This is a genomic window from Bradyrhizobium sp. STM 3562 (genome assembly GCF_045571435.1).
In the GTDB taxonomy this organism is placed as follows: Bacteria; Pseudomonadota; Alphaproteobacteria; order Rhizobiales; family Xanthobacteraceae; genus Bradyrhizobium.
The window spans coordinates 7,300,839-7,323,508 of sequence record NZ_CP120694.1; the positions used below are offsets into that span (position 1 = coordinate 7,300,839).

The 22,670-nt window shown below is 62.5% G+C and carries 22 protein-coding genes; 11 read left to right on the forward strand and 11 right to left on the reverse strand.

The genetic code is table 11. The features are described from left to right. Positions 1-321 precede the first annotated feature (321 nt). Complete coding sequence (locus P6U23_RS33680; protein ID WP_407176632.1) at positions 322-978, reverse strand: glutathione S-transferase family protein; 657 nt, start codon at positions 976-978, stop codon at positions 322-324. 169 nt (positions 979-1,147) lie between these two features. On the opposite strand from P6U23_RS33680, the gene P6U23_RS33685 reads away from it, so the two are divergent. Both P6U23_RS33685 and P6U23_RS33690 read left to right on the forward strand, forming a co-directional pair. Further along, complete coding sequence (locus P6U23_RS33685; RefSeq protein ID WP_407176633.1) at positions 1,148-2,371, forward strand: polyhydroxyalkanoate depolymerase; 1,224 nt, start codon at positions 1,148-1,150, stop codon at positions 2,369-2,371. Positions 2,372-2,585: 214 nt separating this feature from the next. Then, entirely contained in the window at positions 2,586-3,386 is an 801-nt protein-coding gene (locus P6U23_RS33690) for an extracellular solute-binding protein (protein ID WP_407176634.1), read from the forward strand. A gap of 136 nt (positions 3,387-3,522) precedes the next feature. Here P6U23_RS33690 and P6U23_RS33695 read toward each other — a convergent pair whose 3' ends face one another. The 5 genes from P6U23_RS33695 to P6U23_RS33715 form a co-directional block, all read right to left on the reverse strand. Beyond that, positions 3,523-3,798, reverse strand: coding sequence for a hypothetical protein (locus P6U23_RS33695; protein ID WP_407176635.1), 276 nt, complete (start codon positions 3,796-3,798; stop codon positions 3,523-3,525). 24 nt (positions 3,799-3,822) lie between these two features. Next, positions 3,823-4,584, reverse strand: coding sequence for a TSUP family transporter (locus P6U23_RS33700; RefSeq protein ID WP_407176636.1), 762 nt, complete (start codon positions 4,582-4,584; stop codon positions 3,823-3,825). Between the two features lie 232 nt (positions 4,585-4,816). Next, positions 4,817-5,716, reverse strand: a complete 900-nt coding sequence (locus P6U23_RS33705; RefSeq protein WP_407176637.1) for a LysR substrate-binding domain-containing protein — start codon at positions 5,714-5,716, stop codon at positions 4,817-4,819. Positions 5,717-5,768: 52 nt separating this feature from the next. Beyond that, entirely contained in the window at positions 5,769-6,071 is a 303-nt protein-coding gene (locus P6U23_RS33710) for a hypothetical protein (RefSeq protein WP_407176638.1), read from the reverse strand. 50 nt (positions 6,072-6,121) lie between these two features. Then, positions 6,122-6,871, reverse strand: a complete 750-nt coding sequence (locus P6U23_RS33715; protein WP_407181675.1) for an ABC transporter substrate-binding protein — start codon at positions 6,869-6,871, stop codon at positions 6,122-6,124. A 247-nt stretch (positions 6,872-7,118) separates the two neighbouring features. Here P6U23_RS33715 and P6U23_RS33720 point away from each other — a divergent pair, with 247 nt between their 5' ends. Then, positions 7,119-8,312, forward strand: coding sequence for an efflux RND transporter periplasmic adaptor subunit (locus P6U23_RS33720; protein ID WP_407181676.1), 1,194 nt, complete (start codon positions 7,119-7,121; stop codon positions 8,310-8,312). Between the two features lie 23 nt (positions 8,313-8,335). Beyond that, a complete protein-coding gene (locus P6U23_RS33725; protein ID WP_407176639.1) occupies positions 8,336-11,494 on the forward strand; it encodes an efflux RND transporter permease subunit in 3,159 nt (1,052 codons plus the stop codon). 12 nt (positions 11,495-11,506) lie between these two features. Here the strand turns inward: P6U23_RS33725 and P6U23_RS33730 are convergent, their stop codons facing one another. Further along, complete coding sequence (locus P6U23_RS33730) at positions 11,507-12,685, reverse strand: MFS transporter (RefSeq protein ID WP_407176640.1); 1,179 nt, start codon at positions 12,683-12,685, stop codon at positions 11,507-11,509. Positions 12,686-12,748: 63 nt separating this feature from the next. On the opposite strand from P6U23_RS33730, the gene P6U23_RS33735 reads away from it, so the two are divergent. From P6U23_RS33735 to P6U23_RS33745, 3 genes are all read left to right on the forward strand, one after another. Then, positions 12,749-13,546: an AraC family transcriptional regulator gene (locus tag P6U23_RS33735; protein ID WP_407176641.1), complete on the forward strand. Its 798-nt coding sequence runs from the start codon at positions 12,749-12,751 to the stop codon at positions 13,544-13,546. A 113-nt stretch (positions 13,547-13,659) separates the two neighbouring features. Then, complete coding sequence (locus P6U23_RS33740; protein WP_407176642.1) at positions 13,660-15,015, forward strand: malonyl-CoA decarboxylase; 1,356 nt, start codon at positions 13,660-13,662, stop codon at positions 15,013-15,015. Positions 15,016-16,035: 1,020 nt separating this feature from the next. Next, entirely contained in the window at positions 16,036-16,359 is a 324-nt protein-coding gene (locus P6U23_RS33745) for a septal ring lytic transglycosylase RlpA family protein (protein WP_407176643.1), read from the forward strand. Between the two features lie 58 nt (positions 16,360-16,417). On the opposite strand, the gene P6U23_RS33750 is transcribed toward P6U23_RS33745, so the two are convergent. Further along, on the reverse strand, positions 16,418-16,852 hold the full coding sequence (locus P6U23_RS33750; RefSeq protein WP_407176644.1) for a hypothetical protein: 435 nt from the start codon (positions 16,850-16,852) through the stop codon (positions 16,418-16,420). Positions 16,853-16,998: 146 nt separating this feature from the next. Then, a complete protein-coding gene (locus P6U23_RS33755; protein WP_024512584.1) occupies positions 16,999-17,424 on the reverse strand; it encodes a GFA family protein in 426 nt (141 codons plus the stop codon). 274 nt (positions 17,425-17,698) lie between these two features. Between P6U23_RS33755 and P6U23_RS33760 the strand changes: the two genes are divergently transcribed. The 4 genes from P6U23_RS33760 (at position 17,699) to P6U23_RS33775 (ending at position 20,864) form a co-directional block, all read left to right on the forward strand. Then, positions 17,699-18,601, forward strand: a complete 903-nt coding sequence (locus tag P6U23_RS33760) for a TetR/AcrR family transcriptional regulator (protein WP_407176645.1) — start codon at positions 17,699-17,701, stop codon at positions 18,599-18,601. 41 nt (positions 18,602-18,642) lie between these two features. Continuing rightward, positions 18,643-18,960 carry an antibiotic biosynthesis monooxygenase family protein gene (locus P6U23_RS33765; protein WP_407176646.1) on the forward strand — a complete coding sequence of 106 codons (318 nt, stop codon included), beginning with the start codon at positions 18,643-18,645 and terminating at the stop codon, positions 18,958-18,960. Positions 18,961-19,062: 102 nt separating this feature from the next. Then, the gene (locus P6U23_RS33770; protein WP_407176647.1) at positions 19,063-19,971 is read left to right on the forward strand and encodes a threonine/serine dehydratase; all 909 of its coding nucleotides are present in this window, start codon (positions 19,063-19,065) and stop codon (positions 19,969-19,971) included. Further along, entirely contained in the window at positions 19,971-20,864 is an 894-nt protein-coding gene (locus tag P6U23_RS33775; RefSeq protein WP_407176648.1) for an alpha/beta hydrolase, read from the forward strand. The genes P6U23_RS33770 and P6U23_RS33775 overlap by 1 nt, the downstream gene beginning before the upstream one ends. Positions 20,865-20,918: 54 nt before the next feature. Here P6U23_RS33775 and P6U23_RS33780 read toward each other — a convergent pair whose 3' ends face one another. Together P6U23_RS33780 and P6U23_RS33785 are read right to left on the reverse strand one after the other, a co-directional pair. Beyond that, positions 20,919-21,866 carry an anti-sigma factor domain-containing protein gene (locus P6U23_RS33780; RefSeq protein ID WP_407176649.1) on the reverse strand — a complete coding sequence of 316 codons (948 nt, stop codon included), beginning with the start codon at positions 21,864-21,866 and terminating at the stop codon, positions 20,919-20,921. Between the two features lie 109 nt (positions 21,867-21,975). Further along, the gene (locus P6U23_RS33785) at positions 21,976-22,521 is read right to left on the reverse strand and encodes a sigma-70 family RNA polymerase sigma factor (RefSeq protein ID WP_407176650.1); all 546 of its coding nucleotides are present in this window, start codon (positions 22,519-22,521) and stop codon (positions 21,976-21,978) included. Positions 22,522-22,670: the final 149 nt, after the last annotated feature.

Below are 22,670 nucleotides of genomic sequence, written 5' to 3' on the forward strand. Positions count from 1 at the left end.
GCGCGGTAAATCCTGGGTGCGCCCCCATCTGTCTCAAAACGCGACGCAAGGCAGAGGCCATCTTAACGTCTTGAACGCGGGGCGAACGAACAGCGTCCGAATCAGCGCTTGCGCCGGGTGAGCAGTTTGTTCACGGCTAGATATCGGCGCGGCTCCGGCGCGGCGCACCATATCCAGACACCTCACCGCGCCACAATGAGGGCCAGCGACTGGCAAAGGTTAATCTTGCCGCTCGGCGCACCGCCCGACGCAATCCACTGATATGAAATTGTGCAACCTGCCTACTAACTGAGCCGATAGGCGGCCACCGCGGGCGGCTGGCTAATATTCGACCTCCAGCTCCTCAATCTCGGCGGGCTCGGCCTTCGCCGCCGCGATCCATTCGACCATCTCCGGCATGGACATGATCACCTCGGCATAGGCCTCAAGCCGCGGCGGCAGCTTGACGTCGTAGGTCCGAAAGCGCGTCACCACCGGCGCATACATGGCATCCGCCATGGTCCGTTGCGCGCCGAACAGATACGGCCCGCCGGACTTCTCCAGACACTCGCTCCAGATGATGCAGACCCGGTCGATGTCGGCTTGCGCGCGAGTCCAGATCTTAAAACCCGGGAAATGACCTTTCAGATTGACGGGCAGCGACGCGCGCAGCGTAGCGAAGCCGGAATGAATCTCGCCGCAGATCGAGCGACAATGCGCGCGCTCGATCCGGTCGGCGGGCAAGAGCTGCGCCTGCGGCACGGTCTCATTGAGGTATTCGCCGATCGCAAGCGTATCCCATATGGTCGCTCCCTCATGGCGCAGGCACGGCACCAGGATGGTCGGCGACAGCAACAGGATTTCAGCCCGCGCCGACGGATCCTCCGGCGCGACGACGATTTCCTCGAACTCCAGCCCGGAGAACTTGGCGAGCAGCCAGCCGCGCAGCGACCAGGAGGAGTAATTCTTGCTGCTGATGGTCAGCGTCGCCTTTGCCATGTGGCCTACCTCACGCCTCTTTTGCACTCTGCCAGCGCGGAGCCCGGCCGCGCCCCATTTGCCCATGCTTTTCCGCGAATTACGCAGCAAGCGACGTGCCAATTGCTGAGTTATCTGACCCCCGCCTTGGCTTCGATATTGCATGTCGATACAGCCAAGGGCGGATGTAATGATGTCGATGCTGTATCAGGCCTTCCAGAACCAGATGGACCTGACTGAGCCATGGCGGGCGGGAGCTGCGTCCGCGCTCAAAGTTCTCAATCTCGTTCCGCAGGGAATGTCAGACAAGGTGGTCGGGCGCTTGGCTGCCGCACTCGAGCTGATCACACGCGCCCGGCTGACCTATACACGCCCGCCTTATGGCATCCACAGCGTTCAGGTGGGAAACCGCGAATTCAAGATCACCGAAGAGGTCACCTACGCGACGCCCTTCGGCTCGCTGCTGCACTTTAGGAAGGACGATGGGCCGGAACAGCCGCGCATGCTGCTGGTCGCGCCGATGTCGGGCCATTTCGCCACGCTGCTGCGCGGCACGGTGAAAACGCTGCTGCAGGATCACGACGTCTACATCACCGACTGGCATAACCCGCGCGATATCCCGCTTCAGCACGGCCGCTTCGGCCTCGACGATTACACCGACCACCTGATCCGCTTCCTCGGGCAATTGGGGCCGCGCCCGCACATGGTCGCGATCTGCCAGCCCTCGGTGTCGGCGCTCGCCGCCGCCGCCATCATGTGCGAGGACAACCACCCGTCGCGCCCCGCGACACTGACCTTGATGGCAGGGCCGATCGACACGCGGATCCAGCCGACCAAGGTCAATGAATTTGCGAAAAGCCGGCCCCTGAAATGGTTCGAGACCCATCTGATCAACTACGTGCCGGTTCAATGCAAGGGCGCGTTCCGAAAAGTCTATCCCGGATTCGTGCAGCTCACGGCTTTCGTCTCGATGAATCTCGAGCGCCATATCAAGCAGCACATGGACCTGCACAACCATCTCATGAAGGGCGAGAAGGAAAAGGCCGACCTCATCAAGACGTTCTACGATGAATATTTCGCGGTAATGGATTTGACCGCGGAGTTCTACATCGAGACCGTGCGCGACGTGTTTCAGGAGCATTTGTTGCCGCTCGGCAGGATGAAATTTCGCGGCCGCAGCGTGAACCCGGCGGCGATCCGGCGGATGGGGCTGATGACGGTCGAAGGCGAGCGCGACGATATCTGCTCCATCGGCCAGACGCTGGCGGCGCAGGAGCTCTGCACCAATGTGCGTGCCTATCGCCGCGTGCATCACATGCAGGCCGGCGTCGGTCATTACGGCGTGTTCAGCGGCAAGAAGTGGAACAATGAGATCTATCCGCTGTTGCGCGATTTCGTGCACGTCAATTCGTAGCCCCCGTTATTCGGGGCGCTCGCGAGAGCGAGCGAACCCGGAATCCGAAGGAACGAGTCCCGATCCGTTTCGAGATTTTCGGATCTGTCCGCGTTGCCGACTGAAATTCCCTGCCGCGCGATTTCGTTGCATCCTGACCCACCCCTCCCGTTTGCTTTGTACGCTCGTACAAGATAAGAGGAGCGCACAATACGCATGCTCGGGAGAAACGACCATGAGACCGCGATCCGCCGCATTCCGCAGCCTGTTTGCCGGCTTGGCAGTCCTGCTGCTGTTCACGGGCGCGGCGACCGCGGCCGAAGTTCGGGTCATGATTTCCGGCGGACTGACGGCTGCCTTCAACGCGCTGGCGCCCGAGTTCGAGCGGCAGACGGGCAACAAGGTTATGGTCGCCTACGGCCCTTCGATGGGCACCACCGCCAACGCTATCCCTGTGCGGCTCGAGCGTGGCGAGCCGGCCGACGTGTTGATCATGGTCGGCTATGCGCTCGGCGACCTTATCAAGAAGGGCAAGGTGGTCGAGGCCAGCCGCGTCGATCTCGTCAAATCGCCGATCGGCATTGCGGTGAAGGCCGGCGCGCCGAGGCCGGACATCAGCTCGGCCGATGCGGTCAAGCGCGCGCTGCTTGCGGCCAAGTCGGTCGCATACTCCGATAGCGCCAGCGGCGTCTATATCTCCACCGAGATGTTCGGCAAGCTCGGCATCGCCGACCAGATGAAGGACAAGGCCAGGATGATCCCGGCCACGCCGGTCGGCGAGATCGTCGCCAAAGGCGAGGCCGAACTCGGCTTTCAGCAGATCAGCGAACTGAAGCCGGTGAAGGGCATCGACATCGTCGGCCCGCTCCCTCCCGAATTGCAGAAGATCACGGTCTTCTCCGCCGGCGTCGTCACGAGCGCAAGAGAACCCGAGGCCGGCAAAGCGCTGATCAAATTTCTGACGACATCGCCGGTCGCCAAGGATGAGATCATCAAGAGCGGCCTGGATCCCATCCCGGGAGGCACGACGAACTAGCTCGATGACCCGAAGGCGGCTCGGCTGCAAGCAACTGCGCGCTCCAACACGGGATAAGCGGCCGAGCACTTCGGCAGCGGCCATCTCCGCCACGCGCACCTGCGTGGCGTTCGGCAAGCGCTTCTTCTCCAATCGCTTAGGCACGTGCGTCGACCGGTTTGGCTTCTCCTGGACGGAGAACTGCCCCGCAACGGGCGCCCTGACCAGACCGATCGATAAGGTTGCCATCGAACAGACCCGGTTGCGTCGGCGTCACGCCGTCCCACCACAAAAGTGATTTGATAGCGCTTGCATCTAACCGACGTACTTCAGCCATCATGCCTAGTTGCACGAGAAAATAAATGACCATGAGCTGTGCGACTGTCCTAGTTTCGCTAGTCATTCTTGCCTCGATTTTTCTATCCTTGATCATCGTATGGTCCTTAGGTCCCGTGACTTATCTTCCGCCGCCGCAGGCCTGAATCACGAGCAATGCTCCCCCAAGGACGACTACGCCGTCGAGAATGCTGGTGTGTACGTGGATCGGCAGACCGGCGGTAAGCCTTCTTGCGAGGAACGCGCCTGGTGTGGCGCAACAACCGATCACTATCGCCATGATCCAGGCGGACGCTGGAAGCGCGCCGGCGGTCTGAAAGACAGCCGTCTTCGCCAGCCCGAGAAGCAATGAGATGCCAGCGTCGGTCGCAATGACCGCCGCACCTCGAAGACCGGCAGCGAGAAGGATTGAAAGCAGGACGATGCCGGATCCTGAGGTTGCTCCAACGAGAAGCCCATATCCACTTCCCGCCACTGCCAGTCCGGACGTCGGCAACGTCCATTGAGCCCTGCTCGCTATTCGGCGTAAAGGAACCAGGACGATAAGCGCCAGACCAGTGACAATCGTTACGGCCTTTCCGCTGAGTGCTGTGTAGATGTAAGCGCCCGCAACACAGGTAGGTAGCGCACAGCCTGCCAACATGACGGCATGTCGGACGTCGAATTTGTCTCTGAAAACAATCAGCCGGCTTGCATTCGTCATAAGCGCGGAAAGGCTGATGACGGGAACTAGCGCGGCCGGACCCACGATGGGCAGGAGGACAGGCGGAAGGATTAACCCCGTGCCGTATCCCGTGATACCACCGACAATGGCTGCGATGAATGAGAGCGCGGCCACAAGGCAGTATTGTTTGAACGTTACGAGATGAACGGCCACATCCATCAGTGCTGCCTCCAACGCTGCTTCTAGCGTTGGTAAGCCTTTCTCGATGTCACCACCAACAGAAGAGACTGATGGCGTTATCCGTAATTTTTGTAAGCCGGCGGTTGTTCACGCCGATGTTCGCCTGCAGCCGTGTCAGCGCGCATGTTGCCGAGCAAATCAAGGACAACCGGCTTATCCGCCCGAAAGCGAAATATGTGGGGCCTGAGTATCGACGCCTTGGGTAGTGTCGTTAGGCTATCGATCCCTGTACGATCGATACGAACTCATTAAGCATAGGGGCCGCGGACCCATTTTGCGGCCTCACAACATAAAAGTCGCGGGTCAGATCAAAGCCATCGATTCTCTTCAGCACCAAATCGTGCGAGGAAATGCCGTGGCGAGCGCGGAGGTTGGAGAGTATCCCCACTCCCACGCCAGCTTGAGCCGCCATCTTTACAGCCTCCGGGCTACCGACGACGAGCGCGATTTTCAGGTGATTGAACGACAAGCCCGCAACAGAAAGCCGGCGCTCGAGGATCGCTCGCGTTCCGGACCCTTTCTCCCGCATGATGACCGGGGTGGCCAATAGGTCATCTATCGAAAGTTCTTTTCGAAATGCCCAGGGATGTTCATGCGAGACGACGAATGCGATCTGCTCCCGCCAAAGCGGCGTTACGCGGTAATTCGAAGAAAACGGCACGCCATCGCTAACTAGCGCGGCATCGACGACACCTTGATTGAGATATTCAATGACGCACGTGCTATTCCCGATCTCAAGCACGATCTGAATTTTCGGATGTCTGCTTTGAAAGGTCCGAATTGCCGCGGGCATTGCATATTTTGAGATGGAATTTGTCGCGGCTATTCGCAGACGCAGGGTGCTCTCTTCCCGGAGCTCCGCCAATGAGCGGGAGGCTTCTCCATAAAGCTCGAGGATTTTTTCCGCGTGTGCAAACAGGATTGTTCCTGCTTTTGTTAGTTGCACTGAATGATGGTTGCGGTTGAAAAGCGGAATGCCGAGCTCCTGTTCAAGGGAGCGAATGTGGAAAGAGATTGCTTGTTGGGTGAGGTTAAGATCGTGACCGGCATCGGTGAAGCTTTTCCTCAAAGCTACCGCGTGGAACGCCCGCAACCTCTGGTCACGTATCAACGACATTGCTTCGTACAGGTTTTAACCACAGTAACAACACCAGGAACTGGCGTCAAACACAGGTCCTTGTGGCGATCATGCCGCAGTTTGCTCGTCGTCGTTCGGTAGCGCAATGGGCGGAAACTGTCCTTCGGGTGTTGGGAAGAACATCGCACCGGCCGGCGATCTCCTCATCAGCGAGAACAACAAATTGGGGCCACCCTTCTTTGGTGTTGCTCAAAACACAAAGTCGCATTTTCTGAAGTGGAGGCGCTTCTAAAAACGAAAGGACTTTCTGCTCCCGAACAACCGCATCCAGCGTTGCGCGGGAAACCGGAACATGATGCTCGGCGATCGGCCTGATTTCATAGGTCATGATGACCTCGCTCCCCGACGTGCCAATCTTCTTCATCAGATACGACCTAGCTACTCGTTGCGGATCGGCGCGCCCTTCAGGCCATTGTGGTCATACGCCTGCCGCAACACGCCGTTCGTTCTGGCCTCCGTCATGAACTTGGTGACGAACGCGAGCGACAGCGGATGATCGAGTGGCACCGCGACGGCCGTGACGGTCTTCTTGAATGTCTCGTCCAGCACCCTTGTCCCTGGAATCTTTTTGGCCATGGCATTGAGCTGGTCGCGGGAGAGCGCAAAGGCGTCGACCTCGCCGTTGTTCAAGAGGCCGAAGATCTCGTCATAGGTCTGGTAGCCGATCACCGTGGCGTTCTTCAGGTGCGCCTGTGCGCCACGCATGGTCGTGGTGTTGTTGACGGCCGCGACCTTGACGCCCGGCTGATCGAGGCTTGCGAAGCTCGTGACGGTCGAGCCCGGCTTGACGATGTAGGTCGCGTCCGCAACCTCATAAATCGGGCCGAACGACATCTTGGTCTCGCGCGCCGCATCCTTGGGCAGAAAGGTGATGTCCCAGGTGCCCTTGCCCGCCGCATCCGTGATCTGTCCCGAATTCTGATGCACGACATACTCCACCGGCACGCCTAGTTGCGCTGCCATGGCCTTGCCGAGATCGACGGGGACCCCGGCGTAGCCGCGCTCGGTCCTGGTGCACCAGAACGCGCCGCCCGCCGGGCTGATCGCGATCGCCACCCGCAGTTTGCCGGTGGGTGCGATCTCGTCCTTCAGGCCGTCGGCAAAGATCGGCATCGTCATCATGGTCATCCCGAGGGCAAGCGCCGCCAAGCACGGCAGGAGTGGATTGAACACTGATTTCATTCCCGAGGGCTCCAGGCTGGATGCTTGAAAGCTCGCTCCCCTTGAGCAGGCAATGAATCAAATTGTCACTACCATAATCTTGTTGCGTCGCAACGGATCGTGAAAGTGTTGACCGGTTTCAGGTTTCGCTCAAGACGGAATATTGCTATGCAAGGCGCGACGAGAGGCCTGCTCGCAGAGCATTAGACGAATGGTGACTGCCATGAAGCCTGCGCGTCCGTTTCACTTCAGGCCGATTGATGGTGGGCATCTTGGACGCGCGGCGGCTGCTCTCCTGGCGGTGATCGCGCTTGCAGGCTGCGAGCAGAATACCTTCGTCGCGCCGCCGCCGCCCAAGGTGGATGTCGCGCTTGCCGTGCAGCGCCCGATCACCCGCTATCTCGAGGCCACCGGCAATACCGCGCCGATCAAGCAGGTCGACCTGGTGGCACGGGTGCAGGGGTTCCTGCAATCGATCGACTACACCGACGGCGCCTTCGTCAAAGAAGGTACGACGCTGTTCACCATCGAGCCGGAGACCTACAAGCTGAAGCTCGATCAGGCGCAGGCGGCGCAAGCCGGCGCGCAGGCCACGCTCAAGCAGGCGGAGCTCGATTTTCAGCGGCAGAGCGATCTGGTCGCGCGGCAGGCGGTGTCGCAGGCCACTCTCGATACATCCACCGCCAACCGCGACAACGCCCGGGCCAGTCTGCAGCAGGCGCAGGCCAATACCAGGATCGCCGAGGTCAATTACGGCTATACCAAGGTCGCAGCTCCCTTTGACGGCGTCGTCAGCGCGCATCTCGTCTCGGTCGGCGAGCTCGTGGGCGTCTCTTCCCCGACCCAGCTTGCGACCATCGTGGCGCAGGATCCGATCTATGTGAATTTCACGGTCAACGAGCAGGACGTGCTGCGCATCCGCGCGGAAGCCCGGCGCAGGGGGCTCACGTCGGCCGACCTCAAGCAAACGCCGGTCGAGCTCGGCTTGCAGACCGAGCAGGGCTATCCGCACGCCGGCAAGCTCGACTACGTGGCGCCCACCGTCAATCAATCGACCGGAACGCTCGCCGTTCGCGGCATCATACCCAATGTGGACCGCGTGCTGCTGCCCGGCCTCTTCGTCCGCGTCCGCGTTCCCGTCGAGAAGCAGGACAACGCCCTGCTCGTTCCCGACACCGCGCTCGGCAGCGACCAGAGCGGCCGCTATTTGCTCGTGGTGACCGGCGACAACATGGTCGAGCAGCGCAAGGTGACAACAGGGCCGCTCGATAACGGGCTGCGCGTGATCGAAACCGGCCTGAAGCCGGAGGACCGTATTGTGATCGCGGGCCTGCTCAGGGTCATTCCCGGGCAGAAGGTCGATCCGCAGGTGCAGAAGATCGTCGAGCCTCAAGCATCGGCCAAATAAGCGTCCCTCAACTGGAGCGGGCCATGATCTCCAAGTTCTTCATCGAGCGGCCGGTCCTTTCCAACGTCATCGCGCTGTTGATGATCCTGATCGGCGCGGTGGCCCTGCTCAACCTTCCGATCGCGCAATATCCGGACGTGGTGCCGCCGACCGTGCAGGTCACGACGCGCTATCCCGGCGCCAGCGCCAAGACCGTCGTCGATACGGTAGCGCTGCCAATCGAGCAGCAGGTCAATGGCGTCGAGGACATGCTCTATATGCAGTCCTATAACGGCGCCGACGGCACCTATACGCTCACGGTCACGTTCAAGATCGGCACCGACCTGAACTTCGCGCAGGTGCTGGTGCAGAACCGCGTCTCGAGCGCCTTGTCGCAATTACCGCAGGCGGTGCAGAACCAGGGCGTCACCGTGCAGAAGCGATCGACATCGATCCTACTGTTCGTGACGCTGACCTCGCCCGACAAGACATACGACAGCCTGTTCCTCAGCAACTACGCGACCATCAATCTGCGGGACGAGCTGTCGCGCCTGCCCGGCGTCGGCAATGTCACGGTATTCGGCGCCGGCCAGTATTCCATGCGGGTCTGGCTCGATCCCAACAAGCTGCAGGCGCGCGATCTGGTGCCGCAGGACGTGATCCAGGCGATCCAGCAGCAGAGCCAGCAGGTCTCCGCCGGCCAGATCGGCAGTCCGCCGACGCCGCCGGGCCAGGCCTTCCAATACACCCTCAACGTCAACGGCCGGCTCGATGACGCCAGCCAGTTCGAGAACATCATCGTCAAGACCGGCGACAATGGCGACGTGACGCGGGTGCACGATGTCGGCTGGGTCGAGCTCGGTGCGCAAACCTACAGCCAGATCTTCTCGCTCAACAACCAGCCCGCCACCGGCATCGGCGTGTTCCAGTCGCCCGGCGCCAACGCGCTGCAGGTCGAGCAGGCGGTCGAGAAGAAGATGGCGGAACTGGCGCACGCCTTCCCGCCCGGGATCAAGTACGACACGCCCTTCGATACCACCAAATTCGTCTCCGCCTCGGTCCACGAGGTCTACAAGACGCTGATCGAAGCCGGCCTATTGGTGTTGATCGTGATCCTCCTGTTCCTGCAGGACTGGCGCGCCATGCTGGTACCGGCGACCACGGTGCCGGTCACCATCATCGGCGCGTTCGCTGCAATGGCGGCGCTCGGTTTCACCATCAATCTCTCGACGCTGTTTGCCATCGTGCTCGCCATCGGCATCGTGGTCGACGACGCCATCGTCGTGGTCGAGGGCGCCGCCCACAATATCGAGCAGGGCATGAACGGCCACGACGCCGCGATCAAGGCGATGGACCAGCTCTTCGCGCCGATCGTCGGCATCACGCTGGTGCTGATTTCCGTGTTTCTGCCGGCGTCATTTCTGCCGGGCCTGACGGGGCGCATCTACGCGCAATTCGCGCTGGTGATCGCGGCAACCGCGCTGCTCAGCGCGATCAATGCCGCGACCCTGAAGCCGACGCAATGCGCGCTGTGGCTGCGACCCGCCGTGCCAATGGAACGGCGCAACTGGTTCTATCGCGGATTCAACAACCTCTACAACCGCCTGGAAGGTCGCTATGCCGCGCTGATCGGCGGTATCGTCCGGCATGCCGGCCTCTCCGCCATCATCGCACTGATCCTGATCGGCATCGGCTTTTATGGGCTAGCCCGCGTGCCGACAGGTTTCCTGCCGATCGAAGATCAGGGCTATCTGATCGCCGCGGTCCAATTACCTGACGGCGCTGCGCTCGACCGGACGCAGAATGTTCTGGAGAAGGTCGCCGATATCGCCGGCAAGACGCCGGGCGTCGCGCAGGTCACCACGATCGCCGGCATCTCGGCGCTCGACAACAGCGCGAGCCTTGCCAATGCCGGCGTCGCCTACATCGTCCTGAAAGACTGGGACTCCCGTGGCCCGGGCGAGGATCTGCGCTCGCTGGTCTATGGGCTGAACGACAAGCTTGCGACGATCATGGAGGCGCGGGCGCTGGTGTTGCCGCCGCCGCCCATTCAGGGCATCGGCAATGCCGCCGGCTTTGCCATGCAGATCGAACTGCGCGACGGCAACAACGATTACGCCAAGCTGCAGGCGATCACCAATGCCATGGTGGAGAACGCGCAGAGCCAAAGCGCACTGCAGCGCGTTCAATCACCCTTCCGCGCCAACGTGCCGCAGTTCGACGTCGAGATCGATCGCATCAAGACCCAGACGCTGCACGTCACCACCGACCAGGTGTTCTCCGCGCTCTCCACCTATCTCGGCTCCTCCTTCGTCAACCAGTTCAATAAATTCGGCCGCGTGTTCCAGGTCTACACGCAAGCGGAATCGCAATCCCGCCTGACGCAACGTGATATCGAGAACATGATGGTGCGCAACCAGAACGGCGACATGGTCCCGATCGGCACGGTCGCCAAGATCACGCCCTCAGTCGGCCCCTCCCTGATCAGCCTGTACAATCTCTATCCCTCCTCGACCATCGTTGGAATCCCGGCGCAGGGCTACAGCTCCGGCCAGTCATTGAGCTTGATGGAGCAGATCGCGGCCAAGACCTTGCCGCCCGGCACCGGCTATGACTGGACGGCGATGTCGTACCAGGAGAAGGCCGTCAGCAATCAGATCTACTACACCTTCGGCCTTGCGATGCTGCTCGTCTATCTCGTGCTCGCGGGACAGTATGAGAGCTGGTACACGCCGCTCTCGGTGATCCTGGCCGTGCCGCTGTCGCTGCTCGGGCCGATGATCGTCCTTCAAGCCCTGAAGATCGACAACAATCTCTACGTCCAGATCGGCCTGATCCTCCTGATCGCGCTCTCGGCCAAGAACGCGATCCTGATCGTCGAGGTCGCGGTCGAGCTGCACCGCGAAGGCAGGTCGCTGATCGAATCCGCCATTGACGCGGCGCGTGCGCGATTCCGCCCGATCCTGATGACCTCGTTCGCTTTCATCCTCGGCGTCGTACCGCTGGTGCTGGCGACCGGCGCCGGCGCCAGCGCGCGCAAGTCGATCGGCATCACCGTGTTCTCGGGCATGCTGGCCTCGACCTGCCTCGCCGTGCTGTTCGTGCCGGCCTTCTTCGTCGTGGTGCAACGGTTCGAGAATTGGCGCGGTGCGCGAAAGAAGGTGATGCCGGCGGCGACAAGCGCGCCGCAGGCCGGAGGCTGAAACGCGGCGGCCTCACGCGGCGTCGGCCGCCTTTGTCCTGATCTCGTGCGGCAGGATGAGCGCGGCCGCGATCACCAGCAGGCACAGGCCGGCAAAGGCGTGCAGCATCGTCGCAAAGCCGCCATGCTGATAGAGCCAGGCCACGAGGCCGACGGACGCGCCGGCCGCGGTGAAGCCGACGAAATAGCGCACCGCATAGGCGCGCGAGCGCCATTCCTCGGCCGTGTATTTGCCGACCATGGCGTCGTTCACCGTGACCTGGCCGAACGCGCCCATCACCATGCCGATCGAGACCACGATCAACGGCAGGTTGGACAGATTGGCCGCGAGATAGAGGAACGGCGCCAGCATGAAAGACAGCGGCAGGGCCACCGTTTTCAGCGAATGGCGGTCCAGCAATTGGCCGATGGTATATTGCGTCATGGCGCCGAACACATAGACGCCGGCCGCGATCAGGCCGAGCAGCGCCGGGCTGCTGGTGAGGCCGGCGAGCCGCTCGGCGAACAGTTTTGGCAGCGCGACGGTCACCGCATTGAATGTCGTCGAGATCGCAATCACGACGATCAGGAGCGCGACGATCACCCGCCACATATCCTGTTTCGCGACGCGCGCCTGCGCCGCCGCCTGCTTGGAGCCTTTGCGGTCCTCATGCACCACCGTCAATGCGAAGGCCGCACCGAGCAGGATGGTGGCGATGCCTGGGATGATGAAGGCGAAGCGCCAGCCGAGATATTGCGCGATCACGCCGGTGACCAGCGCCGACGAGGCAACCCCGAGATTGCCCCAGACGCCGTTGAGCCCCATCTCGCGGCCGAGCCTGTCGGCATAGGACACGATCATCGCGGTGCCGACCGGATGATAGATCGAGGCGAACACGCCGATCGCGAGCAGCGCCGCCGCTAGCTGCAACGGCGTCTGCACGAAGCCGACGGCGATCATCGAGGCACCGATGCCGACAAAGAAGATCACCATCATATGACGGCGGCTCCAGCGGTCCCCTAACCAGCCGGTCAACAGCGAGCCCGCGCCGAAAGCGACGAAACCGGGCGTCGCATAGGGCAACAGTTCCGAATAGGCCATGCCCAGCGCCGGCCCCATGACGATGACGGCGGCGGCAAAGATCAGCATGGAATAGTGATCGATGAAATGAGCGGCATTGACGAAGCCGATCACCCGTCCTGGATTATTCATCCGTCGTATCCTCTTCCTCCCCGAAAATGCGTTATAGGTTGTTGCTGTGACGGGATGCCGCCAATGACTATCGTCGAAACGCCAATCCACACCATCCCCGACGATCGCCGCAGCGCGCAAGACGGCGTGCATCTGGTCGCGCGCCATTACAAGAAAGGCGTGCGGCTGCACCCTCACATGCACCGCGAGGGGCAGCTCGTTTATGCCGCCAAGGGGACGATGCAGGTCACCACACCCAAGGGGCGCTGGCTGGTGCCGCCGGACCGCGCGGTCTGGGTCCCTGCCCGGCTGGAGCACGCGATCGACGTGCTCGCGGATATCCAGATGCGCACACTGTATTTCGACGTGGCCTGGCTGCAGCGCGAACCGCGCGCCGAGAGCCTGCAACGGGAATTCGTGGTGCGGGTCTCGCCCTTGCTGCACCAGGCGATTCTGGCGCTGTTCGACGGCGGCGACCGGGAGCGCACCGCGCTCTTGGTCAGGCTCACCATCCTCGAACTGCGGCGGGCCGATGACTCCGCGACCTACATCCCCCTGCCCCAGGAGCCACGCTGCCGGCGCGCGGCCGAACTCGTGCTCGGCGATCCCGCCGGCTCCCACGAGATCGATACGCTGGCCGAGAGGGTCGGGACCTCGGCCCGAACGCTGTCGCGGCTGTTTTCGGCGCAGACGCAGCTCAGCTTCAAGAGCTGGTGCCAGCGTGCGCGAATTGCCGCAGCCGTCGAAAGACTCTCGACCGACGCCAATGTGTCGATCAAGCAGCTCGCCGCCGAACTCGGCTATGCCAGCATGCCTGCATTTTCGCATGCTTTCAGGCAGGTTACGGGCAGGACGCCAACCGAGTTTGCAGAAAAGGAGTAACTGCTGACGCAAATCGCCGGCCAGCGTGACGAATTGTTGTGCTTGATTGTGGCTCACTTCGCCTTAAATCCATGTAAGATTCCGCCGACCCACACGGATTCGACCCGGTACAGATGGCCAACGCGTTCTTTACGGACCTGCTTTCCACCATTTCCGAGCGCGGGCGCACCTTGCTGCGGCGCGCCAAACCGGCTGACGGCAAGGAAGACGCCGCCGGCCTGATCGAACTATGCGAAGCGCTGTTGTCCGGGCGCGGCGAGGCCTCCGGTACCGCCATGGCGCGCGAGGTGCTGGACCGCTATCACGACCTTGACCCCGCCGAGCGGCGCGCCTTCTTCGAGGCTTTGGCGCGCAATTTCGGCCCCGACCGGGAGAGGGTCGCCAAGGCTATCGAGGCTTGGCAGAAGGAGCCGGGCGACGGCAATGGAGGCCTGCTCCATTTCGCCTCCGAGCCGCGACGCCAAGAACTGATTCGCCGGCTGAACCGCGCGCCCGGCGGAACGGAAGATCTGGTGGCGATGCGCGCGGACCTGCTTTCGCTTTTGAACGGCCACAAAGATCTGGCGTCGCTCGACCGCGACATCGTCCATCTCTTGGGTTCGTGGTTCAACAGGGGGTTTCTCGTGCTGCGCAGGATCGACTGGTCGACGCCGGCCAATATCCTGGAACAGATCATCCGCTACGAGGCGGTGCATGAGATACATGATTGGGATGATCTGCGCCGCCGCATCGATCCGGTCGACCGCCGCTGCTACGCGTTCTTCCATCCCGCCATGGCGGACGCGCCCTTGATCTTCGTCGAGGTGGCGCTGACGGAAAACATTCCGCCTGCGATCGCGCCGCTGCTCGCCGTGAACCGCCAGCCGGTAGGAATCGAGCGCGCGCGCACCGCGGTGTTCTATTCAATCTCCAACACGCAGCGCGGGCTGGGCGGCATTTCCTTCGGCAACTTCCTGATCAAGCAGGTGGTCGAGGAATTGCGCCGCGAGCTGCCCAAGCTCGACACCTTTGTCACGCTGTCGCCGGTGCCCGGCTTCATGTCGTGGCTGAAGCAAGGCAAGGACCTGCCGCTCTCCGATGAGGACCGCGCGCTGCTCAAGCATCTCGACGAACCCAACTGGTTCGAGGACACCGAACTCGCCTTGCAGCTCCGCCCGGTAATCGAGCCGCTCTCGGCCTATTATTTCCTCAAGGCGCGCACGCCCAAGGGCAAGCTCATCGATTCGGTCGCGCGCTTCCATCTCGGTAATGGCGCGCGGCTGGAGCGGATCAACTGGCTCGGCGATCTCTCGCCAAAGGGCATGCGCGAATCCGCCGGCATCATGGTCAACTATCTCTATCGCCTCGACGACATCGAGAAGAACCACGAGGCCTATGCCAATGAAGGCGAGGTCGTCGCATCGAGCGCGGTGAAGAAGCTGTTGAAGAACAACGAAGGCCGCAGGCTTTTGGACATGCGGCTGTCGTAGGGATCGACAGCTATCGTCAGCACGATATCATCCTGGCGAAAAGCCGCGCCCCATACCGCAGAATTGTCCGCAGCGTCGGCTGGCAGCGTTGTGACTCTGACAATCCATTCCGTCATTCCGGGGCAGCCCGCAGGGCTGAACCCGGAATCTAGAGGTTGTGGCGCGAGATTCCGGGTTCTCGCTTCGCGAGCCCCGGAATGACACCGAGTGAACAGATGTCAGAGACACAACACTAGACGTCGTCGTTCGCAGTCACCAATCCGTTGTGGGTCCGGATCTACGCTCGCTATCGTGAGCTTGTCGGGGACGACATGCGGTCGCTTAGGATTCAACTGTCAAACCGCATACGCCGTCATTTCGACCGCAGGCGAAGCAATGCGGACTTTTCTCCACAGATGCAGTCTGGATTGCGTCGTCGCTTCCGCTCCTCGCAATGACGTCGAAGAAACATCCGTTCGCATTCCCGCGGCGCCTTTTCCAAGCTTCCACCACGAGCTGCAAAGCAGAAGCGCACTCCTTAGCAAGTTACCAGCAAAGAAAGTTCCATGCATTGTTGCATGTCCAAACGGGCAGCTAGGAGGAACGCTGCCCCGAACAGGGTCGTTTGTAGCCTGCAAAAGAGGGACGACGACCATGAAGACATTGTCGGGCGTTCATGCCGAACGCCGCAACTCTGAGCGAAGACCTTGCCGCCCTGGAAAAGCAAATTCAGCGCAATCCCAACGACAACCGATCTTATCAACAGATACGACGTGCAGCGAAACGAAATAAGCGTTTTTGACCCTGTAGCAGCAGCGCCAGAGCATGATCCGGAAAAGTGTGAAGCGGTTGTCCAAAAAGATCATGCTCAAACAAGAATCTAAAGCGCGATGGCGATTCGACCCAATCCCATCGCGCTTTAGACACAAGCGGTCCGATATGACTTGCGCGGCTCCGCAGCGGCGGCCGCTGGCCATCCGTTCATGATGTTCTCGTCCGGTGCCGGAAAAATTCGATGTTCAGGTTCTTGGGAGTGGGAGAATGGTAGGTCCGCTATGTGCCGCCTTAGCCGTCGCTTGTTTAGCCACTCCTGCCTTCGCTGAAACTTGTATCGCTTCCCGTTACGGTTACAGCGGGGGCCGAACCTCATCTGGCGAACGGATGAACCCAAGCGCGATGACCGCAGCGCACCGTTCCAGACCATTCGGCTCTCACGTCACGGTCACCTCACAATCAACCGGGAGAAGCGTTACGGTTCGGATCAATGACCGTGGCCCATTCGTGAAGGGACGCTGCATAGATCTATCGGATGGAGCGGCCCGTGTGCTCGGCATGGACGGGACTGCAACGGTCTCACTCCGCTGACGCAGGAAATGAGCATAGGCGCGCGAAGTCATTGTGCGCGGTACCCGCCTCGGATGTGCTAACGCAGGCCGTGAGCGTGACGCTCGGTTGCGAGCCGATGAAGGGCGTGCGCGAACATCGGAGCGTGAGCGGCGCCGGCGCGTGCTTGTTTCCGCCTCAAGGCCCGTTCGATCACGGCGAGGTGCTTTTGATATCTCCTTCCCCTGTCCTCATGATCGAAGCCTCGCCGACAAGCACCCGCATGCGCCCTCGAGAAGAAGCGATCGAGCACCCGGTCCGTGTGTTGCCTGCGTTGCTCCATCGGTTTCTCAAAGGGAACGCGCATCAGCGCATCGACCGCCGTATCGACGAGCCACTCGGTGAGCGCGTTATCCGCATCGAATTCGGCTTCGAGAAACAACTTGGCCGACGCCTTGACGAGATCGCCCGCGCGTGAGCGCAGTGAAGGGACGAAATATGGGACGAGGATCGCGGCCAGGCCGAAGCCCGCCAATGGGAGCGTGCCTGTTTCGCCGATTTCAAGGAGGTCTTTCACGCGCATCGAAGAACTCCGGCAACAGACATGGATTGATCGTGATCGCCGGCGGGGGCAAACGGTGCGCCTCCGCCGTATCTTCCGCTAAGCCACAGGCCTCCCCGCTACTCCGAAGCCATCTCGCCCGATCCGCCGAATTCCTTCGGAAAATCCTTGAACTTCGGCAAGCCGTCCTTGATGGGTAGAACGGTCTCGCCATAGTTCACATGCACGCCCGGCTTGAAATCGAGGGTCGGGATCGTCGCTGCAAAGACGTCGATCAGCCCCAAAGGCGGATGATTGGTCATGACGTGGCCGCCGCATGTCTTGCAGTATTGGCGCTGACTGACCGGCGTTTTCTGATACATCGCGAGTTGGTCGGAGCCGGCCGTCACGCGGACAGCGTCCGGCTTCCACAGCGAGAAGGCATTCACCGGGCCGCCCGACCACGACCGGCATGAGCGGCAATGGCAATAGCCCATGCCTTCCGGATCGCCTGATACCTCGATCTTCACGGCGCCGCAGAAGCATTCCCCGTGATGTGTTGCCATCCGAACCTCCCTGTTTTCGTCGTCGTTCACGCCATGCCCGCATTGTGGCGAGCGCGGTCCACCAAGTGTCGCCGAAGCGGTAGCCAATTAAACTGACTTCCACGTCCGGAGTCGAGGGCGAGTAGTATGCATGAACAACGCGACGTGTGGGGCTGAGGGTGCGATCAAGTGCCGGATTTCGCAACGCCCATCCCCGCTGCGCTTGCCGACGGCCAACTCCGGCAGGAACGGCTCTTCGCTTGACAGAGTAATACTCTGGAGTAATGCTCTTGTGATGAGCGGCCGTGATCCGAAACAGGTGATCCTGGACGCAGCGCTGGCGGTGTTTGCGAAAGTCGGCTTCGATCGCGCGACGACGGCGCAAATCCAGGCGCGGGCCGGCATCAGCAATGGGGCTCTGTTCCATCACTTCCCGAGCAAGGAGGCGATTGCGGAAGCGCTCTATCTGCGCGGGATCGCCGCGTATCAGAGCGGGCTGGTCAAGGCGCTGGAGCAGCACTCCGGAGCCAAGGCGGCGCGCGCCACCATCCACGCGGCGGTGCAGCATCACCTCGCCTGGGTCGAAGCGAACCCGGATCTCGCCTGGTTCATGTACGAGCGCGGCCGACCGGACTGGCAGCCGTCGCACGGGAGCGAAGTGCGAAAGCTCAATCGCGCGACCGCGGGTCATATTCGCGACTGGATGGCGCCGCTGGTGAAGGCCGGCATCGTGCGCGACCTGCCGCTCACGGCGCTGGCGGCACTGGTCAACGGCCCGGCCCATTTCGTCGCAAGACGCTGGCTGTCGGGACTGACCACGCAGCGGCCGACATCCTTCGCGGAGATTCTCACTGATGCGGCCTGGGTTGCCATTGCGCCGCATAGAAGACGTCCCTCGCCAACGCCGCTGCCGCAGCTTTCCCTATCGGGCTTGATCGAGACCGCGGCGCTCGATGCGGTCAGCTCAATTTCGCCGCCTTCGCCGCGCGGCGCCTGGTCGGTCGTTCAGCTAACGATGAACAGCACCGCGCAGACGGTGCCGGTCCGCGCCAAAGCGGCCGCGGTGCGATCGACCCGAAGCCACGGCGATGGACGCCTCGTCACCATCGAAATCGATGTCGTTGACACCGACGCAAGCGTGACCGCGCACGGAACCGTGATCTGCCTGTGGCGCGACAGCGAGACCAGCACGGAGTGAGATGCCAGGCGGAGGCAATATCAGGAAATGGGAGGAAAATCGTGATCGCACGCATTTGGCGCGGAGAGACGACAGCGGAGAACGCACCTCACTATCAGGACCATGCGACGCACCGCGTGTTCCCCTCGCTGGCCTCGTTGCCCGGTCATCGCGGGGCCTACCTCTTGAAGCGAAACGCCGGCGGTGACGTCGAATTCCTGGCAGTGACGTTGTGGGACAGCATCGAGGCGGTCAAGGCATTTGCCGGGGCGGCCCCGGAGGTCGCCGTGGTCGACCCCGAGGCGCGCGCGGTATTGTCGCGTTTCGACGAGTTCGTGTGCCACTACGACGTGCTCGCCCCGTCGTGGCCGGCGCGCTGAGCCCTGCTGGGGAGACGTGCGGTGACCGGTACAAGGGAAACTCCTATCCCAGAGGCCGCGGCCGAGCCGCTCGATCGGACAAGGATTTGCGCGGTCGAGCGAATGATCCGACCGTATATCCGGACGACGCCGGTCGTGACGGCCGATCTCGCCGATTTCGGGCTTGGCTCCGGACCGCTGCACTTCAAGCTGGAGTTCCTGCAGCATGCAGGCTCGTTCAAGACGCGTGGCGCCTTTGCCAATCTGCTGTCGCGCAACGTGCCTTCCACAGGTGTGGTCGCCGCTTCCGGCGGAAATCACGGCGCCGCGGTCGCCTATGCCGCGCGCAGCTTGCGCGTGCGTGCGAAAATCTTCGTGCCGAGCGTCGCCTCGCCAGCAAAGCTCGCGCGCATCCGTACCTACGGCGCGGATCTCCGCGTCGTCGGCGAGCGCTATGCCGACGCTTTGGCGGCGAGCCAGGCCTGGGCGGCGCAGTCGGGCGCGATGACGATCCATGCCTTCGACCAGGCGGAAACCATGCTGGGCCAGGGGACCATCGGTCTCGAGCTGGAGGCGCAGGTGCCGCAACTCGACACGCTCCTGGTGTCGGTCGGAGGCGGCGGGCTGATCGGCGGAATCGCTGCCTGGTACGCGGGGCGGGCGGCCGTGATCGGCGTCGAGCCGGAGTCGGCGCCGACCCTGACATACGCGCTGCGCGCAGGCGCGCCGGTGGATGCGCCGGCGGGCGGGATCGCGGCGGACTCGCTGGCGCCGCGGCGGGTCGGCGAGCGGGTATTCCCGATCGCGCGCCGCCATGTCCGGTCGGTCATATTGGTCAGCGACGAGGCGATCGGAGAGGCGCAGCGGCGGCTCTGGGAGATTTTACGCGTTGCCATCGAGCCGGGCGGAGCCGCTGCGGCCGCGGCAGTCCTTTGCGGCGCATATCGGCCGCGTCCCGGCGACCAGCTCGGCATCGTCTTGAGCGGCGCGAATACGGATGCTGTCGCGTTCGCAGCACAGGAGCCGCGATAATGTTCGACCAATTCTCCCGTGAACACGTGTCCGTCGGCGAGGTCGCGATCGATTGCGTGATCGGCGGCAGCGGTCCGCCGGTGCTTCTGCTGCACGGCTTTCCGCAAAACAAAGCCATGTGGGCGCGGGTCGCCCCGCAGCTTGCCGAGCATTTTACGGTCGTCTGTGCCGATCTGCGCGGCTATGGCTATTCCGACAAGCCGCGCTGTCTGCCTGATCGCTCGAATTATGCGTTCCGGACAATGGCGGAGGATCAGCTCCGCCTGATGCGACATTTCGGGTACGAGCGCTTCCACCTGATCGGACATGATCGCGGCGGCCGCACCTCGCATCGCATGGCGCTCGACCATCCCGAGGCCGTTCTCTCACTGACGGTGATGGACATCGTGCCGACCTACGCCATGTTCATGGATACCAACCGCAAGGTCGCCGGCAGCTATTGGCACTGGTACTTGCTCTCGCAACCGGAGCCCTTTCCGGAGCGGCTGATCGGCAGCGATCCCGATTTCTTTTACGAGACCTGCCTTGTCGGCTGGGGAGCCACCAAGACGTCGGACTTCGATCCGGACATGCTCGCGGCGTATCGCCGCTCCTGGCGCGAGCCCGCCATGATTCACGGCTCGTGCTCCGACTATCGGGCGGCTGCCAGCATCGACCTCGGGCACGATGCAGCCGACATCGACCGCAAGGTCAGTTGCCCGACGCTGGTCTTCTACGGCGCCTCCGGTGTGATCGCAAAACTGTTCGATATTCCGGCGGAGTGGCGCAAACGGTGCGCGACGGTGACCGAGGCCTCCTTGCCAGGCGGCCATTTCTTCGTCGATCAGTTTCCGGACGAGACGGCGCGCATTCTGATCGCGTTCTTGCGGAATGGCCGATTGCCGGGCGGATAAGCATCGGCCCCTTGCAGGATTTGATGCCGCTCACGGCGGCCGGTCGCACCTGCGCTACCGTTTCTGCGACTGCCCTTCCGCCGCCGCCCCCGCCGGCACCGTCTCGATCAGCTTGCCGGAGTACACCGGGTCCGAATGCGGCGTGCCGTCGGGCGAGCCGCCGGCCTGCTCCACCGTCACCGCGTAGGTCGCGTTGTTGATGACGTCGGCATCATAGGACGACGGCAGCGGACGCGTGGTGAACTCATCGCTGCCGATGACGCCGAGCGAGCGCGGCCGATCGAGCTTGTCCGAGATCAGCCAGAGTTCATAGGACTTGCCGGCTTCGACGTCGCCGGCGCCGACTTTACGCACGGTGAAATTCCTGGTCGCAGCATCGACCGTCAAAATGAAAGCGGGGCCGCCGCCCTGCCCTTGCAGCAGCGCGACGTATTGCGCAGCCGGTTGCGGCGCGGCGGCGGAAGGCTTCGCCTCGACGACTTTCGTTTGCGGCGGCGGGCGCAGCGCGTCAGGCAACAGGCCCGGCGCAAAGACTTGCAGGCAGAGAAGCGCAACCAGCGCGGCTGCGATCGCCGTGACCGCGCTCGCGATGCCGCGCCAGCGCCGTGCCTGGCGGGCGAGGCGGATGACATTGGAATCGTCGGCGGCCGGCGTGACGGTTGCCGCCGGCGGTGTGCTGCTCGCCTGAGGTGGCGGAGCACCGGCCTCAGCCGCCGGCTCGGCCGGCGCAGGCTGAACCTGCGGCGCTTCGGGCAGGATCAGCGGCGCCTGCGGCTCGGCATGGCGGAGGGCATTTCTGATGTTCTCCCACACCACCGGGCGCGGCTCGACCAGGCCGACCATCTGGTTCAGCGCGCCAAGCCGCAACCGCCAGGCCTCGACCAGCGCCGCGAAATCCTTGTCCACGGCCATCATGGTCTCGACCTGCACGCGCTCGTCGGCGTCGAGCGTCCCGAGCGCATATTCCGCGGCGAGCGCGATATGGTCCTCGCTATAGGGCATCAGCGCCGGTTGTTCGCGTTCGGTTCAATGGGTTGCCGCAGATCACCTCTCCACGCTGGGGGCAGGTCGACCTCCGATCCCGTGAGAACTGCGGCTGATTTCATCGTAGTCAAAGTCCAAGGCACTCGCGGATATCCAGGAGGCTGCGGCGCAGCCAGGTCTTGATCGTGTTCACAGGCGCTTCGAATTTCGCCGCCAACTGCTCCCGGCTCCAGCCGTTGTAATAAGCGAGCAGGACGAGCCGCTGACGGTCCGGCTGCAGGCGGCCGATGCATTCTAACAGACGCTTCAGCTCCTCGGTCATGTCCCGGCGGGCCAGCGGATCCGGGGTCTCCGCGGCGACCTCCAGCGCCCCCTGCTCCTCCTCGATCGCGATTTCGCCCTTTCTTCGCACGATGTCGATGGCGCGGTTGCGGGCGATCGAGGCCATCCACGTGATCGGCGAGGCGCGCGCCGGATCGAATTGGCCGGCGCCGTTCCAGATCCTGACGTAAGTATCCTGAATGACGTCCTCCGCGAGATCCTGCCGTCGCAAGATACGCAGCACGACGCCGTAAAGTTTCGCCCGCGTCGCGGCATAGAGGCGCTCGAACGCCTCCTCATCGCCCTTGGCCACCGCGGCGATCAGCCAGACCAGCTCAGGTGGCGTCAGCATCTGGCGTCCCCCAAAACGCGGCCCTCTTGCGCTCATCGGGCCACTCTTCGCGCGGACCCGGCGGCTCGCGCCCCGGGATGACGGTTCGAGAGCGCGCCCTAATCAAAAAACGATAGTAACATGGTCCCCGACCACGCTGTCCACCAACC

What these genes read in the sequence shown, in the direction of transcription:
- P6U23_RS33755 (WP_024512584.1), bottom strand. Translation starts at nt 17,424, where the DNA reads ATGGCAACACATCACGGGGAATGCTTCTGCGGCGCCGTGAAGATCGAG.
- P6U23_RS33760 (WP_407176645.1), top strand. Translation starts at nt 17,699, where the DNA reads ATGAGCGGCCGTGATCCGAAACAGGTGATCCTGGACGCAGCGCTGGCG.
- P6U23_RS33735 (WP_407176641.1), top strand. Translation starts at nt 12,749, where the DNA reads ATGACTATCGTCGAAACGCCAATCCACACCATCCCCGACGATCGCCGC.
- P6U23_RS33710 (WP_407176638.1), bottom strand. Translation starts at nt 6,071, where the DNA reads ATGACCTATGAAATCAGGCCGATCGCCGAGCATCATGTTCCGGTTTCC.
- P6U23_RS33780 (WP_407176649.1), bottom strand. Translation starts at nt 21,866, where the DNA reads ATGCCCTATAGCGAGGACCATATCGCGCTCGCCGCGGAATATGCGCTC.
- P6U23_RS33685 (WP_407176633.1), top strand. Translation starts at nt 1,148, where the DNA reads ATGATGTCGATGCTGTATCAGGCCTTCCAGAACCAGATGGACCTGACT.
- P6U23_RS33775 (WP_407176648.1), top strand. Translation starts at nt 19,971, where the DNA reads ATGTTCGACCAATTCTCCCGTGAACACGTGTCCGTCGGCGAGGTCGCG.
- P6U23_RS33785 (WP_407176650.1), bottom strand. Translation starts at nt 22,521, where the DNA reads ATGCTGACGCCACCTGAGCTGGTCTGGCTGATCGCCGCGGTGGCCAAG.
- P6U23_RS33715 (WP_407181675.1), bottom strand. Translation starts at nt 6,871, where the DNA reads ATGACCATGATGACGATGCCGATCTTTGCCGACGGCCTGAAGGACGAG.
- P6U23_RS33770 (WP_407176647.1), top strand. Translation starts at nt 19,063, where the DNA reads ATGATCCGACCGTATATCCGGACGACGCCGGTCGTGACGGCCGATCTC.
- P6U23_RS33745 (WP_407176643.1), top strand. Translation starts at nt 16,036, where the DNA reads ATGGTAGGTCCGCTATGTGCCGCCTTAGCCGTCGCTTGTTTAGCCACT.
- P6U23_RS33690 (WP_407176634.1), top strand. Translation starts at nt 2,586, where the DNA reads ATGAGACCGCGATCCGCCGCATTCCGCAGCCTGTTTGCCGGCTTGGCA.
- P6U23_RS33700 (WP_407176636.1), bottom strand. Translation starts at nt 4,584, where the DNA reads ATGGATGTGGCCGTTCATCTCGTAACGTTCAAACAATACTGCCTTGTG.
- P6U23_RS33725 (WP_407176639.1), top strand. Translation starts at nt 8,336, where the DNA reads ATGATCTCCAAGTTCTTCATCGAGCGGCCGGTCCTTTCCAACGTCATC.
- P6U23_RS33740 (WP_407176642.1), top strand. Translation starts at nt 13,660, where the DNA reads ATGGCCAACGCGTTCTTTACGGACCTGCTTTCCACCATTTCCGAGCGC.
- P6U23_RS33695 (WP_407176635.1), bottom strand. Translation starts at nt 3,798, where the DNA reads ATGATCAAGGATAGAAAAATCGAGGCAAGAATGACTAGCGAAACTAGG.
- P6U23_RS33730 (WP_407176640.1), bottom strand. Translation starts at nt 12,685, where the DNA reads ATGAATAATCCAGGACGGGTGATCGGCTTCGTCAATGCCGCTCATTTC.
- P6U23_RS33680 (WP_407176632.1), bottom strand. Translation starts at nt 978, where the DNA reads ATGGCAAAGGCGACGCTGACCATCAGCAGCAAGAATTACTCCTCCTGG.